General features: G+C 67.4%; 18 protein-coding genes. 11 read left to right on the top strand and 7 right to left on the bottom strand.

The window, feature by feature from the left end; all coding sequences use genetic code 11:
* Positions 1–67 precede the first annotated feature (67 nt).
* Positions 68–1,051, top strand: coding sequence for a BtrH N-terminal domain-containing protein (locus tag AB0J16_RS58435; RefSeq protein ID WP_358557708.1), 984 nt, complete (start codon positions 68–70; stop codon positions 1,049–1,051).
* Here AB0J16_RS58435 and AB0J16_RS58440 read toward each other — a convergent pair.
* On the bottom strand, positions 1,048–2,001 hold the full coding sequence (locus tag AB0J16_RS58440) for a GntR family transcriptional regulator (protein ID WP_358557711.1): 954 nt from the start codon (positions 1,999–2,001) through the stop codon (positions 1,048–1,050). The genes AB0J16_RS58435 and AB0J16_RS58440 overlap by 4 nt on opposite strands.
* 172 nt (positions 2,002–2,173) lie before the next feature.
* Between AB0J16_RS58440 and AB0J16_RS58445 the strand changes: the two genes are divergently transcribed.
* The gene (locus AB0J16_RS58445; RefSeq protein WP_358557714.1) at positions 2,174–3,184 is read left to right on the top strand and encodes a hypothetical protein; all 1,011 of its coding nucleotides are present in this window, start codon (positions 2,174–2,176) and stop codon (positions 3,182–3,184) included.
* A 57-nt stretch (positions 3,185–3,241) separates the two neighbouring features.
* Positions 3,242–3,703 carry an NUDIX domain-containing protein gene (locus AB0J16_RS58450; RefSeq protein ID WP_358557717.1) on the top strand — a complete coding sequence of 154 codons (462 nt, stop codon included), beginning with the start codon at positions 3,242–3,244 and terminating at the stop codon, positions 3,701–3,703.
* 62 nt (positions 3,704–3,765) lie between these two features.
* On the opposite strand, the gene AB0J16_RS58455 is transcribed toward AB0J16_RS58450, so the two are convergent.
* Together AB0J16_RS58455 and AB0J16_RS58460 are read right to left on the bottom strand one after the other, a co-directional pair.
* Positions 3,766–4,182, bottom strand: coding sequence for a hypothetical protein (locus AB0J16_RS58455; RefSeq protein ID WP_358557720.1), 417 nt, complete (start codon positions 4,180–4,182; stop codon positions 3,766–3,768).
* Positions 4,183–4,292: 110 nt separating this feature from the next.
* Positions 4,293–5,222, bottom strand: coding sequence for a hypothetical protein (locus AB0J16_RS58460; RefSeq protein ID WP_358557723.1), 930 nt, complete (start codon positions 5,220–5,222; stop codon positions 4,293–4,295).
* A gap of 149 nt (positions 5,223–5,371) precedes the next feature.
* Here AB0J16_RS58460 and AB0J16_RS58465 point away from each other — a divergent pair, with 149 nt between their 5' ends.
* Positions 5,372–5,800 carry an Rrf2 family transcriptional regulator gene (locus tag AB0J16_RS58465; protein WP_358557726.1) on the top strand — a complete coding sequence of 143 codons (429 nt, stop codon included), beginning with the start codon at positions 5,372–5,374 and terminating at the stop codon, positions 5,798–5,800.
* A gap of 32 nt (positions 5,801–5,832) precedes the next feature.
* Entirely contained in the window at positions 5,833–7,050 is a 1,218-nt protein-coding gene (locus AB0J16_RS58470) for a globin domain-containing protein (RefSeq protein WP_358557729.1), read from the top strand.
* Between the two features lie 80 nt (positions 7,051–7,130).
* On the opposite strand, the gene AB0J16_RS58475 is transcribed toward AB0J16_RS58470, so the two are convergent.
* Positions 7,131–7,673: a GNAT family N-acetyltransferase gene (locus tag AB0J16_RS58475; protein WP_358557732.1), complete on the bottom strand. Its 543-nt coding sequence runs from the start codon at positions 7,671–7,673 to the stop codon at positions 7,131–7,133.
* Between the two features lie 188 nt (positions 7,674–7,861).
* On the opposite strand from AB0J16_RS58475, the gene AB0J16_RS58480 reads away from it, so the two are divergent.
* Complete coding sequence (locus AB0J16_RS58480) at positions 7,862–8,575, top strand: MFS transporter (RefSeq protein ID WP_358557735.1); 714 nt, start codon at positions 7,862–7,864, stop codon at positions 8,573–8,575.
* A 257-nt stretch (positions 8,576–8,832) separates the two neighbouring features.
* Here AB0J16_RS58480 and AB0J16_RS58485 read toward each other — a convergent pair whose 3' ends face one another.
* Complete coding sequence (locus AB0J16_RS58485; protein WP_358557738.1) at positions 8,833–9,036, bottom strand: hypothetical protein; 204 nt, start codon at positions 9,034–9,036, stop codon at positions 8,833–8,835.
* A gap of 481 nt (positions 9,037–9,517) precedes the next feature.
* Between AB0J16_RS58485 and AB0J16_RS58490 the strand changes: the two genes are divergently transcribed.
* Genes AB0J16_RS58490 through AB0J16_RS58510 form a run of 5 tightly spaced genes read left to right on the top strand, consistent with a single transcriptional unit; the run spans position 9,518 to position 14,398 of the window.
* Positions 9,518–11,059: an amino acid adenylation domain-containing protein gene (locus AB0J16_RS58490; protein WP_358557741.1), complete on the top strand. Its 1,542-nt coding sequence runs from the start codon at positions 9,518–9,520 to the stop codon at positions 11,057–11,059.
* Complete coding sequence (locus AB0J16_RS58495) at positions 11,056–12,336, top strand: hypothetical protein (protein ID WP_358557744.1); 1,281 nt, start codon at positions 11,056–11,058, stop codon at positions 12,334–12,336. The genes AB0J16_RS58490 and AB0J16_RS58495 overlap by 4 nt, the downstream gene beginning before the upstream one ends.
* Before the next feature lie 32 nt (positions 12,337–12,368).
* A complete protein-coding gene (locus AB0J16_RS58500; RefSeq protein WP_358557747.1) occupies positions 12,369–13,145 on the top strand; it encodes an enoyl-CoA hydratase-related protein in 777 nt (258 codons plus the stop codon).
* Positions 13,146–13,169: 24 nt separating this feature from the next.
* Complete coding sequence (locus AB0J16_RS58505; RefSeq protein ID WP_358026731.1) at positions 13,170–13,679, top strand: sigma-70 family RNA polymerase sigma factor; 510 nt, start codon at positions 13,170–13,172, stop codon at positions 13,677–13,679.
* Complete coding sequence (locus AB0J16_RS58510) at positions 13,679–14,398, top strand: zf-HC2 domain-containing protein (protein WP_358557750.1); 720 nt, start codon at positions 13,679–13,681, stop codon at positions 14,396–14,398. The genes AB0J16_RS58505 and AB0J16_RS58510 overlap by 1 nt, the downstream gene beginning before the upstream one ends.
* Positions 14,399–14,584: 186 nt before the next feature.
* Here the strand turns inward: AB0J16_RS58510 and AB0J16_RS58515 are convergent, their stop codons facing one another.
* Positions 14,585–15,235: a DUF3159 domain-containing protein gene (locus AB0J16_RS58515; RefSeq protein WP_358557753.1), complete on the bottom strand. Its 651-nt coding sequence runs from the start codon at positions 15,233–15,235 to the stop codon at positions 14,585–14,587.
* Complete coding sequence (locus AB0J16_RS58520; RefSeq protein ID WP_358557793.1) at positions 15,232–16,371, bottom strand: NAD(P)/FAD-dependent oxidoreductase; 1,140 nt, start codon at positions 16,369–16,371, stop codon at positions 15,232–15,234. Before AB0J16_RS58520 ends, AB0J16_RS58515 begins: the two co-directional genes overlap by 4 nt.
* Positions 16,372–16,424: the final 53 nt, after the last annotated feature.

Below are 16,424 nucleotides of genomic sequence, written 5' to 3' on the forward strand. Positions count from 1 at the left end.
TTGACTCTTCCTCTGTGGGAGACCCCATGCTGCTTTCGCCGATCGCCCAACCACCGAGGAGAGCGACATGACCATCGTGCACGACATCGAGGGCCGTGGCCTGCAGCACTGCGAGACGACGGCCCTGGGAGTGTTGCTGCGGCATGAGGGACTCGATCTGTCCGAGCCCATGCTGTTCGGACTCGGCTCGGGCCTGTCCTTCATCTACTGGGACAGCAAAAGCATGCCGTTCCCCTTCCTCGGCGGGCGCGTCAAGCCCTTCGAACTCACCAGAAACCTGGCTGCCAGGCTCGGGCTGACGCTGTCGGTCGATGAGACCACCTCACAACGCAAGGCGTGGGAGAACGTGGCCGCCCAGATCGACGCCGGTCGCCCGGTCGGCCTGCAGCTCGACTCCTTCCACTTGGCCTACTTCCAGTCCAAGGTGCACTTCGGCGGCCACGTCGTCGCCATGTACGGCTACGACGAGCACGATGCCTACCTGGTGGACACCGCGCAGCAGGGAGGAGCCGTACGTACGAGCCGGGCCAGCCTGGCCATGGCGAGGGCCGAACGAGGCCCGATGACCGCCAGGAACCGCTCGTTCTCCATCACCCGGCCTGCGCACGCGCCCTCCTGGCAGGACCAGATCATCTCCGCGATCAAAGCCTGCGCCGACGCCTTCCTGGCCCCTCCCATCGCGAACCTGGGCCACCGCGGCATCGAAAAAGCCGCGAGCCAGGTGCCCAAGTGGCTGCTGCGCACGGACGATCCGCAGCGCGACCTACCGCAAGCCGCCGTACTCATGGAGAAGGCCGGCACCGGCGGCGCCCTGTTCCGCGCCCTCTACCGTGACTTCCTCGGCGAGTGCGCCGAACTCGTCGACGATGACCGCCTGCGCACAGGTCACCGGCTGTATGCCGAGGCCGCCGCGCTGTGGACGAGCGTGGCCGACTTGATCGCGAAGGCCGGAGAGAGCGGCGACGCGGCGCGGCTTGAGCAGGCCGGCGCCATCCTCCACGACCTTTCGCGGATCGAGCGGGACGCCATGCAAGTGCTGAGCGAGCTCTAACGCCCGCCGCGGCCCTCCACCAAGACGGCGAAACCGTCGAGATGACGTGCGAGGGCGTACTCGAACAGTCCGTTCAGGTCCGACGCCGCTTCCTCGGGAATCGCGGCCAGCAGTGGAAAGCGTCCGCTGTGGAGGAGTTCGTCGGTTCGCTTCCGCTGGGCCAGCCACCACCGGTCGAGCGTCACACCGGTCTCCTGCTCCGCTTCGACCTCATCCGCCATGGACAGAGCGATGGTGAGGACCAGCGTGTGCAGCGTGAGCGCCTCTTGGATCCCGGTCGTCACGGGCAGCCCGAGCCCGTCGAGCGCGCGCAGGGTCCACTCTGTGTGCTCCATCATGTTGGGGACGAGCGACGGGCGAGTGAACGAGATGGCCCTCGGTAACCAGAGGTGTCGCCGGCACAGCTCCCATTGACTGCGGGAGATCAGTTCGAGCTTGGCTCGCCACCCCTCCGGCCCCGGGATGGGCAGATCCGGTTCGCCGAAGGCTTCGTCGACCATCTGCGTCACCAGCTCGTCCTTGTTCGCCACGTGCCGGTACAGCGACATCGGACCGACGCCGAGTTCGGCCGCGAGCCGCCGCATGGAGACGGCGTCGAGCCCTTCGGCGTCGGCGGTCGCGATGGCGGTGCGGAGAACCTGCTTCCTGTTCAGCCTGGAGATGCCGCCCTGACGCGGCTTCGGTGACGCGCTCGGGCCGGTCGGCTGCTGCCGGGCCGCGCGTGCGCTGACCACCGCGCCAGAACCGACCTTCGTCTCGACCAGCCCCTCGTCGCGGAGCGTCGCCATCACTTTGGTCGCGGTCGCGACCGCGACGCCCCATCGCTGGGCGATCTGCCGGATGGACGGCATCCGCTCGCCGGGCCGCAGGTCGCCGGTCAGGATCCGAGTACGGATCTCCGCGACGATCCGCCGGTATGGCGGGTCCGGCCGCTGCGTTGACGACGACATGTGCCCCCGATTCGTTTGGCGAGATCGCCACAGTGTACTAGTTCGATCGCTACAGCACTAGTTCACTTTATCTGTCCTAAGTGCAGAATAATGCGGCTTTCGTGCCCGACGTAGCTACTCTGTACGCATGACACTTGATACACCGTACGCACCGGCCCGATCGGAGGACCCGATGTCCATCTCGTTAACCGAAGTGCGGTCATGGCATCGACCGTTGATGATCATGGTGGCGGCGATGTCCGCGCTCATCGTCGTCGCGCTCTTCGGCCTCCTCACAGACGGCCGCGAGCTCATGCAGCAGTCGCTCTGGGTGAAGCCGCTGAAGTTCGGGGTGTCGTTCGTCATCCATGGCGCGACGCTCGCCTGGCTGCTGCCGAAGCTTCGCAAGGCAAGGCGCACGATGTGGAACCTCGGAACGGCCTTGGCCGTCGCCGGGATGATCGACGTCGGCTTCATCGCGGTGCAGGCCGCTCGCGGCACCTACAGCCACTTCAACACCGGCGCCGACACGTTCAACACGATCGGACAGCTGGTCTTCTCCACAGGCGTGGTCGGGCTGTTCGCGGCGAACCTGCTCATCGCCATCATGCTGCTGTTCCAGCGGATCGGTGAACCGGCACTCACCTGGGCCCTGCGTGCCGGGATCGGGCTGGCCGTCATGGGCATGGGGCTGGCCTCCTTCATGGTCGGGACGCTCAACAGGACGCCCCGGATGGCCGAGGATGCCTACGGGAACCCGGTCCCGCTGGTCGGGGGGCACGGGGTGGGGGTGCCCGACGGCGATGGCATGCCGATCACGAACTGGAGTACCGTGGGCGGCGACCTGCGCGTTCCGCACTTCATCAGCCTGCACTCCATGCAGGTGTTCGTACTCGCGGTGCTGGTTCTCACCGCCCTCGCGGCCCGGGTCAGCTGGCTGCGCGGCGAACGCGCCCGCGCCCAGCTGACCGGGGTCGTCATCGTGGGCTACGCCGCTCTGTTCGCCATCACGGCGTGGCAGGCGCTGCGCGGTCAGTCGCTGATCCACCCCGACACGGCCACGTGGATCGCGCTCGGAGTGTCGGTTGCCGTGACCGCCCTGCTGGCAGTGCTGGCCATCTTGGCGGCCCGCCGCAGGGAGATGTCACCCGCCCGCCATGGGCGCACGCCCAACGTGCAGCACCTGTCCGGCAACCCCCGCTAGACCCAGCAGGCATAAAGGCGTGGGCCGACCTCAGGGGCGAATCGTATGATCAATTTCATGCCGATCCCCCGAGCAGTCGCCGTGGTCACCGACGGTCTCCGAGTCCTGGTCATCAAGCGTTTCCTCATGCGCCGCCCCGGCATCCCGTGCGTCATGTGCGATGCCGCAGGCTGGCGGGGGTCGTCGTGTCCTGGTCACCGCTACACGGTTCTCCCCGGGGGCCATGTGGAGGATGGCGAGTCGCCAGAGAGTGCGGCAGTACGCGAACTCCACGAGGAGACGACTCTCACCGGGAAGATCGACCGGCTGCTCTTCACCAGCTCACACAATGGCCGGCCCGCCTTCTACTTCCTCATAGGTGATGTCAGCGGCGTCCCGTCGCTGGCCGGCGACGAGGCTTTGGACCACGGGCCGGACAACACCTTTGAGCTCAGATGGCTGAGGGCTGACGAGTTCGAGCAGCTGAACCTGTATCCCGCCGACGTGCGCGGGCCGCTCACAGAGCTGCTTCACGCTTGACCCCGGCCACCATCGACGACTGGACCCGCCACACCGCCGCGAGCCGGCCACCAAGCGAATTGTCAGACCTCGAAGAGCGTGAACTTCACGTCCCACAGGTCACCGAAGCCGATGCCGGTCCTGTCGAACAGGACGTCCATCGCCCACGTCTCGCCGTCCTCGCCATCGGGTTTCTGCTCCTCCATCACCGGTTGACCGTTCACGAAGTGCAGGGCGATGGCCTGATCGTCGATCCGTACGAGATGCAGCTCGGTCCCGGCCGAGCTCTCCTCCAGGTAGTCGCTGCTTGCGGACAGCCTGCGGCCGGAGTCGATGGTCACGGCCCATTCGCCGACCTGCGCCACGCACAGGTTGGGGAAACGCGAGACGGAGGTCGCGTCCTCGAACCCCATCGTGGTCTCCGTCGACAGGAAGACGTCCGGCACCGCCATGAACAGCTCGTCGGTCTTGACCGCCGCTACCTCTAAGTTCCAGCCCATGGACGCAGCCTAGCGATCAATGATCTTTTCGTCCCGGTGTCCCGAAAGGGCACTCACCTTGCGCGTCAGGCGAGGGCCGGGTAGTGCGGCCCAGACCCTCGCCGGAGCGGTCACTTGATGTCCGGGGCGCTCCGCAGGTTCATGAACGGGTTGAATGCCGATGCTTTCGCCTGCAGCAGGTAGGCCTTCATGTCGCCCCCGTAGAAGGCGTTCGGGTTGGCCATCATGAAGTTCTTGCGGCGCCCGGCGTCCTCGTCGTTGCCGAGCGACAGCAGGTAGTTGATGGAGACGAAGTTGCAGAAGCCCTCCACATAGGGCTTTTTGGAAAGCTTGTTCTCGAAGAGCCAGATGTGGGTGAGTTCGTGGACCAGGGTCTCCATGAAGGCCGCTTTGCGCATCCCGTTGAGAATAAAGATCGTGTAGCTGGTGATCTTGTTGTCCACACTCTGAGCCTTGCACAGGCCCAGCAGGGTGCCCTTCTCACCCAGCCCGTGGCCCTCGGCCAGGAGGACGTTCGCGGGCACTACCTTGACGCTGAAGTTCGGGATCTCCTTGGGGAAGGTCTCCTTCTTGCTGTCGAACCACGAACGGATCCAGAACAGCCCGTCCTTGACGCAGGCTTCGACGTCGAAGGCGGGACCGGAGGCGCAGAACGCGCATCGGGCGTCGTTCTCGGCCAGCAGCTTGGCCCCCCGCAAGGGGGTCTTGGACTCCGCCAGGTAGGCGGGAGTGCAGCAGGCCCGGCACGTCTGCGCGACGGAGCAGGGCTTGCAGAAGGAGAGTCCGGAGAACTTCCACGGGCCCGAGACGGAGGTCATCGTCGTGGGCGTCACGGTGAATTGGATGATCTCGACGTACTCTTCCTTGCCCACGGTGAGCAGCGTCGTGCGCTCAGGACAACCGTCGCACCACTTCTTGGGGTACTTGGTCTCGTCGTCGTGATCCCTGCAGAGTAGGGCCCGCTCCAGCCCGTTCTTTCCGTTGTACTCCTGGATGGGCTGCTTCTCGCACATCTTGCATGTCGCTGTGTTGGCTTCCATGGCGTACAGCGTCAGGCGGGCCGTTTGCCGTCCGATACACGCGCAATTTACGCATGAGCGCAAAGCCGAGATTGGGCCCTCGGCTTCACCCGCAGTGAGGTCACTCACAAAAGAGGACTTTCAGACTCCTGTTTAAGTAGAGTCGTCCTGTGTACCTCAACCGCTCCACGGACATCAGCCTCCGCATCCTCATGCTCGGCGCGACCCGCGACAGCCTGCTCACCATCGACGAGCTGGCCGAATCCCTCGTCGTACCCCGGCACCACCTGGCCAAGGTGGTCCAGCGGCTGCAGCACCTGGGCCTGCTGGAGACCGTCCGTGGTCGCAGTGGCGGGGTACGCCTCGCCGCCACGGCCCGCACCGCCTCGATCGGCGGCCTCGTACGCGAACTGGAGGGCGGGACCGAGGTCGTCGACTGCGACGGCGACCCGATCTGCCCGCTCAGCCGAGGCTGCCTGCTGCGCGGAGCCCTACGCCGCGCGCAAGAGGCGTTCTACGCCAGCCTCGACCCGCTCACGGTCGGGGACCTGACCGCGCCGCCGACCCGGCAGGTGCTGCTGAGCCTCGGCCATCGCTGATCCGCCATCCATCCCCGCACCAGGAGGAACAAGTGCTATCCGCAACCAGTCTCCCGATCGTCAAGGCGACTCTCCCCGTCGTCGGCGAACACCTCGGCACCATTTCGGGAGTCTTCTACGACACGATGCTCGGCGAGAACCCTGACCTGCTCAACCTGTTCAACCGCAGCGCGCAGGCGACCGGCGAGCAGAAGCACGCGCTGGCCGGTGCGGTCGCCGCGTTCGCCGGGCACCTGATCGGCGCCGGCCCGGACGGCCCGGTCTTCGACCACATCGTGGAGCGCATCGCACAGCGACACTGCGCCCTGGGCATCCGCCCGGAGCAGTACACGGTGGTCGGCAAGTACCTTCTGGGCGCGGTCGGCACCGTGCTCGGCGACGCGGTCACCCCGGAGGTCGCCGCCGCCTGGGACGAGGTGTACTGGTTGTTCGCCGCCCGGCTGATCGGCCACGAGGCGCGCCTCTACGCCAACGCCGACGTGAACAGCGCCACCCCGTGGCGGGAGTACGTCGTGGCCAACAAGATCACCGAGGCGCACGACACGGCGTCGTTCATCCTCACGCCGGCCGACGGCGACCCTGCCCCCGCCTTCCTGCCCGGCCAGTACGTCACCGTCGCCGCCGACCTGCCCGACGGCACCAGCCAGTTGCGGCAGTACTCCCTCTCGCAGGCGGCCGCCGCCGGCATGCTGCGGATCACCGTACGCCGGGTGCGCGGCACCGGCGGCACCCCGGACGGCATAGTCTCTGGCTTCCTGCACGATCAGGTGGGTATCGGCGACCGCCTGCGGCTGAGCCACCCGTACGGCGAGCTCACCCTGCGCGCCAGCGATGCGCCATTGGTCCTGGTCAGCGCGGGCGTCGGCATCACCCCGATGGCCGCCATCCTGGACCACGTCTCGCGCACCCAGCCCACCCGCGACGTCACGGCCGTGCACGCCGACCGCAGCATGGAACGCCACCCGCTACGCGCCGACATGATCGCCAACGGCTCCCGGCTGCTGTCCTTCCGCAACCTCGTCTGGTACGAGCAGACGGTCCCGGACGCGCCGGATTCCTTCACCGGTTTCATCGACACCGACGCGATCCCGCTGCACCCCGAGGCGGATGTCTACCTGTGCGGGCCAGTCCCGTTCATGCAGATGGTCCGGGCCGGCCTGCACCGCCGCGGCGTACCGGACGAGCGGATCCGCTACGAGGTCTTCGGCTCCGAACAGTGGCGCCCGGCCCCCGTACCGACGCCCGCTTGACCGTACTAGCCCGTGCTGAGATCCCTGAGAGCGGCGTCAACCAACTCATCATCCGCGAGATCGTTCCGGACATTTCCTGATCACGGAGTGTGCCGTCCGAACGGGGAGGGTGGGACGAGAAGCGCTTCCGCACCGATCGGAACGTAGTCGGCGGCGAGGAATGTTCGGACGCTCGCCGCATTGCCTGGGGCGATTTGAGCCCAGAGGGGGTGCGTGATGAGATGCCTGGCGGCGCGGGCGAGGGTCCGGCCCAAACCGCCTCCTCGGCTGGAAGAGTCGACCTCGATCGCGACCTCCCATCGAGCGGCGACGCCTCGTCCGATGACCAGCAAACCTCCTGGGCAGGTCCAGACGCGCACATCGTCACGGTAGCGGTGGGCGCGCCGGACACGAGGATGGGCGGTATCCGTGACCTCGACCAGTTCGATCGGCGGAGGACCAACGCAGGGGACAGCCACAGCGAGCATGTCGATGTTGTTGACTCTGCGCCCCATGGCCTTCTGTAGTTCCATGAGGAAGGGCGGGTTCAGTGGCGCCGACAGGTCTCCGTCGGGAAGCCGGGATCTGATCCAGTCCTCATCGAGGTCGGCGTAGATCACATTGTGCGCGGTGAAGGCGATCACTCCCGCGTCACGCGGGGACGGCTGCGGGACGATCGTGGGGCCTGCCCCAGGCCGGGGCATATGTCCGCTAGCCGCATCGGCGAGGATGTCCTGCAAAGCGATCACCCGCAGACCGTAGTCGCTGGCACGACGTACTTTCAAGGGCCGTCAAATCCGAAGCAGACGCCCTGGTCTTTACCGCGATCAACGTGCTGGTCCGCACCGGACAGGCCGGCCGCCTGCGCGGCGATGACGGCCGCGACCTGCTCGGGGGCTCGGGACCGGCCGTCTCCTGGTGGCGGATCGTACTGAGCGGGACCTTCATCGGCAGCTTCGCCGCCGTCTTCACCCAGGGCGCGCTGGCCGCGGTCATCTTCACCTGGCTGCCGTCCTACTTCCACGAGGGGCTCGGCTTCCCCATCACCACCGCCGGCACGCTGTTCACCGTGCCGAGCGCGATGGCCATCGTCTCGCTGCTCTGCGTCGGGCCGATCACCGACATGCTGCTCCGCAAGGGCGTGCCCTCACGCCTCGCCCGCGGCGTCTTCGGCGGCTGCTGCCTCATCGCGTCCGGGCTGATGTTGATGCTGCTCTACTGGGTGAGCTCGCCGGTTCTCGCCATCGTGGTCCAAACTCTGGGGTACGGCCTGTCGACCACCGTCAATGTCATCGCCAACCCCTCGCTCGCCGAGATCACCCCGGTCGCCAAGCGGGCGCGCGCTCTCTCCGCGCTGGTCGCGCTGGGCTCGCTCGCCGGGGTCACCAGCCCGATCTTCACCGGCTGGCTGCTCGACATCGCCGACACCCAGCAGCGCGGCTACGCCGAGGTGTTCCTCGTCTTCGGCGCGCTGGTGGCGCTCGGCGGGCTCTGCTTCGCCGTACTCGTCCATCCGGAACGTGACCGGCGCAGGGTGATGGGCTGATCCATCGGAGCCCGGCGAGCGGACCGGCGTGGACACCATGCCGGCCGACTCGGCTCCTGCGACACCTGGACTGCCCCCAAGAAAGAGATCGGCTAACCAGGTGAACCTCTTACCGATCTCCAGGCCACGCACCGAGAATCTCGATAGTGATCGCCCGGCCATCCGCACCGAGATCCATGTTCACCAACGCGCGCTGAATGCGTGCACCGCGACGATTGGGGGTCGTGCATGCCAGGAGTTCTTCCGGCTTCTGGACGCTAGTAGAGCTCCCGCTTGAACGTGTAGGTGATTTCCTGATCGCCGACTCCATGTGTGGCCAGTTCCCAGCCGTCTGCACCCACCTTGTTCAAAATGTCAATCACAGATGCGTTCCGGTCAAGATCTTCTCTCCCTTCTGGAGAGAGCCACAACTTGATGACAGGCGTGATGAAGATCTGGGCATACTCCCAGCGGCTAGCCATTCGAATTCTCCGATCCCGTCCTCACGATTCGATGCTGACGCGCCCGGGCCAGCGAACTTACCGAGAAGCTAATCATGCACGCGCCCAGCGTGAAGTGGATCGCCGTCTACGACCAGGACGGCACCCCCAGCAGCGCAATGCCCGATGGCGCCCGGCATGTATCGCATCGGACACAGGCCCCGCACCCCGCAGACCATCGGCTACGCGCTGACCGACTCACCGGTCGGCCATTTGGCTGGGCTCGCCGAGCGCTTGGCGCAGTGGACCGACCCGCGCACGTCGGCATTTACCTCGCCAATGCCGAACCACTGCGGTGTGACACCCGGCAGGCGCCGGGGTGGTTACCGAGCCCCCGTCGCAGCCAGGGCGAATCGATTGCGAAAAGTTCACCCCATCGTTGAACCGGGTCGGCGGCTACATCGTTTCGAAGATCAGCCAAACGCGGACAGCAAGCTCACGTCGACTCAGCGGGAGACTTCCAGTGACACTGCGTCTGAATCGCTCGGCTCTCGTCGATCTTCCTTCTGCGGATCGGATCCTGTTCCAGAGTTTCGGCGCCGGCCCGGAAGCCGCCCCGGCGTTCGACCGCATTCACCATGCCTTCGAGGCCCACGCCAAGGCCACGCCGACCGCGACCGCCGTCACTCATCTCGGCGAGAGTATGACCTACCTGGAACTCGACCGCCGCGCCGACCGCCTCGCCGCGTCGCTCGCCCACCGTGGCGTGCGTCCCGGCGACCGCGTCGGCCTGTTCATGACACGGTCGATCCCCATGGTCGTGGGCATCCTCGCGATCTTGAAGGTCGGCGCGGCCTACGTGCCGCAGGATGTCCGGATCACCCCGGCCGTCCACCTGCGCCACATTGTCGACACGGCCTCCGTCAAGGTGATCCTGACCTCCTCTGATTCGGCGCCGAGGATCCCCGCCGGCGATCGTCACGAGGTCATCGCGGTGGACGAGGTCCCGCGCTCAGGCGAGTGGTCCTCGCGAGTCCCGGGCGGGTCGGGCGACGTGGCGGTGGTCATCTTCACCTCTGGGACGACAGGTCATCCCAACGGTGTCAACGTGACCCACGCCAACCTGTGCAATATCCTGCTGAACGAGCCGGGCTCCCTGGGGATCGGCCCTGACACCAGGGTGGCCCAGATCCTCAACATCGCCTTCGACATGGCGGTTTGGGAGATCCTTGGAGCCCTGTCGCACGGCGCCACGCTCGTCATCCGCGGCGACGACATCGAGGAGACCGTACGCGACGTCGACGTCGTCATCGCCACCCCGGGAATCTTGGGCTCCCTCGACGCCTCTCGGTGCCGCAACGTCAAGGTGGTCGCGGTCGCGGGCGAGCGCTGCCCCCAGCATCTGGCGGACACCTGGTCTCGCTTCAGCGCCTTCCACAACGCGTGCGGACCCACCGAGGTCACCATCGTGAACACGATTCAGCGCTACGATCCGCGACGCCGCGTCCTGACCATCGGCAGACCGCTGCCCAACACCACGGTCTACATCCTCGACCAGAACGGCAGGCCATGCCCGATCGGCGAGATCGGCGAGATGTGGGCGGGCGGCGCTTGCGTGACCGCGGGCTACCTTGGAAACGACGTCGTGACCATGCAGAGGTACCGGCCCGATCCCTTCCGTGGCGGCGGCCACATGATGTTCCGCACTCGCGACCTGGGCCGCTGGACACCGGACGGTGAGCTGGAACACCACGGCCGCACCGACGACCAGGTGAAAGTCAGAGGCTTCCGGGTCGAGCTGGACGCGGTCACCGGCGCACTGGAGCTGACCGCGGACTGCGCCCGCGCCACCACGGTCCTGCGCGAGGGCGAGCTGATCGGCTTCGTCAGCCCGGCGAGCGTGGACGTCGAGGCGGCGAGGAAGTCCGTCGAGCAGTCGCTGCCGTACTATTGCGTGCCCTCCCGCGTCGTGGCCGTGGACGAGCTGCCGATGACCGACCGCGGCAAGGTCGACAAGAACGCCCTGCCCGACCTGATCGACCCGCTGATCGACGTGGTCGCATGACGGTCGTGCGCTCCTTGTCGGATGCGCTCGAACTGCCTCCGCCGCGCTCGGCGATCAGGATCCTCGGCAGTGGCCGGCGCTGCATGCACTACAACCGGCTCGCCGCCGTCGTGTTGGCCGTCAACACAGGGTTCCTCGTCCACGCGATCACCGCCGGCTGGTGGGCCGACCCGAGCACCCTGTCCCTCCTGGTGGTCGCCAATGTCACCCTGGCCGTGCTGATCCGCCAGCAGTACGTCATCAACCTGCTCTTTCACCTGGCCACCGATGCCCCCGTCCGCTGGCCGCTGGCGGTCCGCCGCATTCTGGGCAAGGTCTACCATTTCGGTGGACTACACGTCGGCGGGGCGGTCGCGGCCACCCTGTGGTTCGCCTTCCTCACCGGGGTGATGACCGTGCGCCCCGCCGGGGTCTCCGCGGGGCTGCTCACGCTCGCGTACGCGATCCTGGCGCTGCTGCTCGCGATGGTGGTCTTCGCGCTGCCCTCGCTGCGGGCGCGGCTCCACAACGTGTTCGAGGTCGTGCACCGGTTCGGCGGCTGGACGGTGCTCGCCCTGTTCTGGGCGTATGCGCTGCTGACCGCGGCCCACCAGGCGACGTTCTGGGCGCTCACGGCCATCACCCTCAGCGTCGCGCTGCCGTGGCTGCGCCTGCGGCGCGTGCCTGTCCGGATCTCCAGGCCGTCGTCGCACGTGGCCCTACTCGGGTTCGACTACGGCGTCACGCCGTTCGCGGGCTCGTCGACGACCGTGAGCCGTAACCCGCTGATCGAGTGGCACTCCTTCGCCAATGTGCCCGCCCCCGGCAGGAATGGCTTCCGGCTCACCGTCTCGCGGGCCGGCGACTGGACGGGGTCGCTGATCGACGACGGTCCCTCTCACCTGTGGGTCAAGGGCATACCGACGGCCGGCGTCGGCAACATCGACAAGCTGTTCGCGCGCGTCGTCTGGGTGGCCACGGGCAGCGGCATCGGCCCGTGCCTGCCGCACCTGCTGTCGCGCGACACGCCGTCGCGGCTGGTCTGGTCGACACGGCGCCCCCGCACGACATACGGCGACGAACTGGTGGAGGAGATCCTCGCCGTGCAGCCGGACGCGGTCGTCTGGGACACCGATGCCAACGGCAAGCCCGACCTTCTGGCCCTGGCCTACCGGGTGTATGTGGAGTTCGACGCCGAGGCGATCATCTGCATCTCCAACAAGAAGACCACATGGCACCTCGTCGAACAGCTTGAGATGCGGGGTGTCCCCGCGTACGGAGCGATCTGGGATTCCTGACCTGACAGCGCGTGATCTCTGGAGGACGATCCATGGCTTTTCGAACACTGACGGTCGACGACAAGGATGAGATCGTGACGCTCGCCATTGACAGGCCCGGCGTGCTCAACGCCCTGTCCCGGCAGACCCTCACCGAGCTGCGACGCTTCCTCACCGGCCTGACCGGCTTCCGCGGGATGATCCTCACCGGTTCGGGAGAACGCGCCTTCGTCGCCGGTGCCGACATCCGGGAGATGGCGGCGATGACGCCGGAGGAGGGCGAGGAATTCGGCAGGCTGGGCCAGGAGGTCACCCGGCTGATCGAGGCGGCGCCGTTCCCGGTGATCGCCTGCGTGAATGGGTACGCGCTCGGGGGCGGGTGTGAGCTGGCCATGGCCTGCGACTACATCTACGCGACGGCGGACGCCGTATTCGGCCAGCCGGAGGTACGGCTCGGGCTGATCCCCGCCTTCGGCGGATGCGTGCGGCTGCAACGTCACGTCGGCCCCGGCCGGGCCCGGGAGATGATCTACACGGGCCGCAACGTCGATGCCGGGGAGGCCCTGCGGATCGGCCTGGTCAACCGGGTGTTCGTGACCAGGGAGGAGATGCTGCAGGCGGCGTACCAGTCGTTGGCGCTGGTCTCAGCGAACTCGCCGATCGCCGTGGCGTTGTGCAAGGAGGCCGTCAACGACTCGCGCGGCCGGGAGATCGGCGCCGCGCTCGACATCGAGGCGCACGCTTTTCGCCGCACGTTCACCAGTGAGGACATGCGCGAGGGCACGCAAGCCTTCCTGAGCAAGCGAAGGCCCGTTTTCCCGGGAAAGTAACCCCCTTCTCACATGGGTGTGGACATGACCGATGCGCATGCGGCACTCCTGCGGGCACTGTACGACGAGCACGCGCCCGCCCTGTGGCGCTTCGTTGTCCGCTTGACCGGCGACAACCAGTTCGCCCATGACGTCGTCCAGGAAACGCTGCTACGAGCGTGGAAGAGCCCGGAGGTCTTCCACAAGGGTGAGACGGCGTCGCGCGCCTGGTTGTACACCGTGGCCAGGAACGTGGTGATCGACCATAGCCGCAGCGCTCGGGTACGCCGGGAGGTCGGCACCGACCGGCTCCCCGAAACCTCCAGCGCCGACCAGATAGACGCCACACTCGACGCTTGGCTGGTCACAGACGCCCTCGCGCAACTGTCGGAGAACCACAGAACCGTCATCGTGCGCACCTATTATGGCGGCGAATCCGTCGCCGAACTCGCCGACGAGCTCGACCTGCCGCCCGGCACGGTGAAGTCGAGGCTGCACTACGCTCTCAGGGCCCTGCGACTCGCGCTGCAGGAGAGGGGGGTCACCACTCATTGATGTCCTCAACGGATCCGTACGCGGAATGGGACGCGGCGTACGTCATCGGGGCCCTGTCACCCCGCGAAAGACTCGAGTACGAAGAGCACCTGAGTGGATGCGCCGCCTGCTCGCAGGCGGTCGCCTCGCTCGCCGGCATACCCGGCATCCTCTCGACCGTCCCGGCGGACCGCGCCCTGCGCCCGCCGCACGCCGACCCCTCGCCTGCCGAGGTGCCGGCGAGTCTGCTGCCCGAGCTGATGGACTCCAGCCGACGGGCCCGGCGGTGGGGCCGGATACGTGCCGCCGCGGTCGCCATCGCGGCGGCCCTTGCCGGGGTGATGGCGTCCCCGCTCCTGCTCGAGCGGCAAGAGGCCGCCCTGCCGATGCAGGCGTCCCCGCTCCCGCCCGAGCGGCAGGAGGCCGCCCTGCCGATGCTGCAGACGATGCCCAGCCCGGTCACCGCCGAGGTGCGCGTCATCCAGCAACCCTGGGGCACTCGAGTGGAGTTGACCTGCCGTTACGCCGTGCCCGCCGACCCGGCCCCGCCCAAGACGTTCGAGTACGCCATGTACGTCACCGACCTTCTGGGCAGCAGTACCAAACTGGCCACCTGGATGGCGTCGCCCGGCACCACGACCATGCCCGTCGGCACGACCGGGCTGACCATGAAGCAAATCAGGAGTATCGACGTCCGGCTTACCAAGAACGGGCGTGTCCTACTCGACAGGCACCTGTAGCGGCCGACTCCGAGGGCGACGCTCCAGGCGCGCGGAGTCAGGATCGGGGTCGCCTCCAGCGTCCGAGCCGCGCAGTGGGCAGCGGCCGAGATTTACCCGGGCGCAAATCACCCGCTACTTCCAGCAGGAACGCCCGCCGTACAGCCTCATGGCGACGCGGCACGTACTGGCCGGGATCGATGGCTGTCAACGGTTCGACCCGATGACAGCCGGGGCCGCGTTTGTCGGGTCCGCTTGGGCGCGCAGGATCCGCCAGCACAGATAGACGCAGACGCCCAGCGCGGGCGAACCACCCAGCAGTGTGGCGGCGATGCCGAGCGGAGTCACCTTCCCGGCCAGGTACAGAGGGACCAGCACCATTGCGGCAATCACGTACTTCGCCAGGAAGACCGCCGTGCACACCTGATAAAGCCGTCGCCGTGCAGGGTCTCGCCGCCAGCCGAATCGTTCACCGCGTGCTGCCCCCACCGCCAACCCGATCACAGGCCATCGCACCAGAACGGACACCAGGAACACCGCGCCCCCAGCCGCCTGCCAGAGCACGGTCGGAAGGTAGAAGTCGACCGCGCGTCCGGTGCTCCCGGCCAGCAACGCGGAGACCCCCACGACAACCAGCCCGACCGCTGCCTGCCAGTACTTTCTGTCGGTGAATACTCGAGCCACGGCGAACACCATCACGCCACCGACCGCCACCAGAGCGGAGGTCGATACCTGATCGCTCACCAGATAGGCGATCAGGAACAGCACCCGGGACGCGGATCCTTCGGCGACCGTACGCCAACCGCCCACCGCGGCGAACAAGGACAACGACTTCTGGGTCATGACGTTGAGACTCATGTGCCCGCCTTCGCCGAGGCGGGCGCGGAGAAGCTGTCCCGGCGCATCGTGTCTTCGTACGCCTCGATCGCGTCGATCAGGTCAAGCCGGCCGCGATACGTCTCGACCAGGGCCTCGCAGAGGCGGTGCGCATCCTGCATCGCCAGGTTGCCGCCGAAACCCGGGGCCAGGTGGATGGCGTCACCGATGACCGTCACCGGACTGGCGGGCCAGGCGGGTATCGGCGGGATCGTCCCGGCGCGCAGCGCGACCGTGATGTCCGGCCACGCCTCGGCGACGACCAACCGCAGGGCCGAGGGCAGGTTCACGACCAACTCCTTGGCCTGGCGCCACATCGCAGCCGACGATCCGGCCGAGCCGAGCTGCTCCCGCGTGATCGGCAAAGCCCACATCGCGAAGTCCTCGACCGGGGCGTCCGCGCTGAGGGCCAAGGCAGGCAGCCACCGCTGCCGCGCGGCCACCGGCGACTCGGTGAACCGCAGCACGCCCAGCACCATCATCGTGCCGTCCACCCGCGCGCTGGCGGGGCTGTGGCCGATCAGCTCGGACAGCCCGGTATCGGCGATCGCCCGCAGCGCGGTCGCGCCCATGAGCATGCGCCGTCCCGTGTCGACCACCCGCGCGTGCGGCAGGTACTGACGGCGGACCGCCGAACCGATCCCGTCCGCGCCGACCAGCACGTCCGCCGTGTCCGTGCCGCCGCCGGCAAACCACACCCGGACCGTACCGTCGGCTCGCTGCTCGAACCGCGTGAACTCCGCCCCGAATCGAACCACGTCCTCCAGCCCCGTCAGCAACACCGCACGCAGCAACGGACGATGAACCTGCCGCCCAGGCCGCGGCCGGCCCGCCACGCCGTCGGACGGCTGAGCGCCCACGATGGTGAGCGCTCCATCCACTTCGGACAACGTCAGCGTCTGCTCGCGCGGCCCACCCATCGTGGCCTCAGCCATCGCGGCGTGCGCCGAAGGCAGGCACGCTCGCAGCGCCTTGGCGCCTCGGTCGTCGACATGCAGGCTGACACCCTGCGCACGTCCCCGCGCGCTGTCTCGCTCGTACACGACGACATCGATCCCCGCCCGACGTAAGCCCTGTGCCAGCGTCAACCCGCCCAGACCGGCGCCAATCACGATCACCTTCAACGCGACTCCTTTCTTCATCGCTGATGAAGTTCAAGCTAGCGGGGTGT

Source organism: Nonomuraea sp. NPDC049750, from assembly GCF_040659625.1.
Classification (GTDB): Bacteria; Actinomycetota; Actinomycetes; order Streptosporangiales; family Streptosporangiaceae; genus Nonomuraea.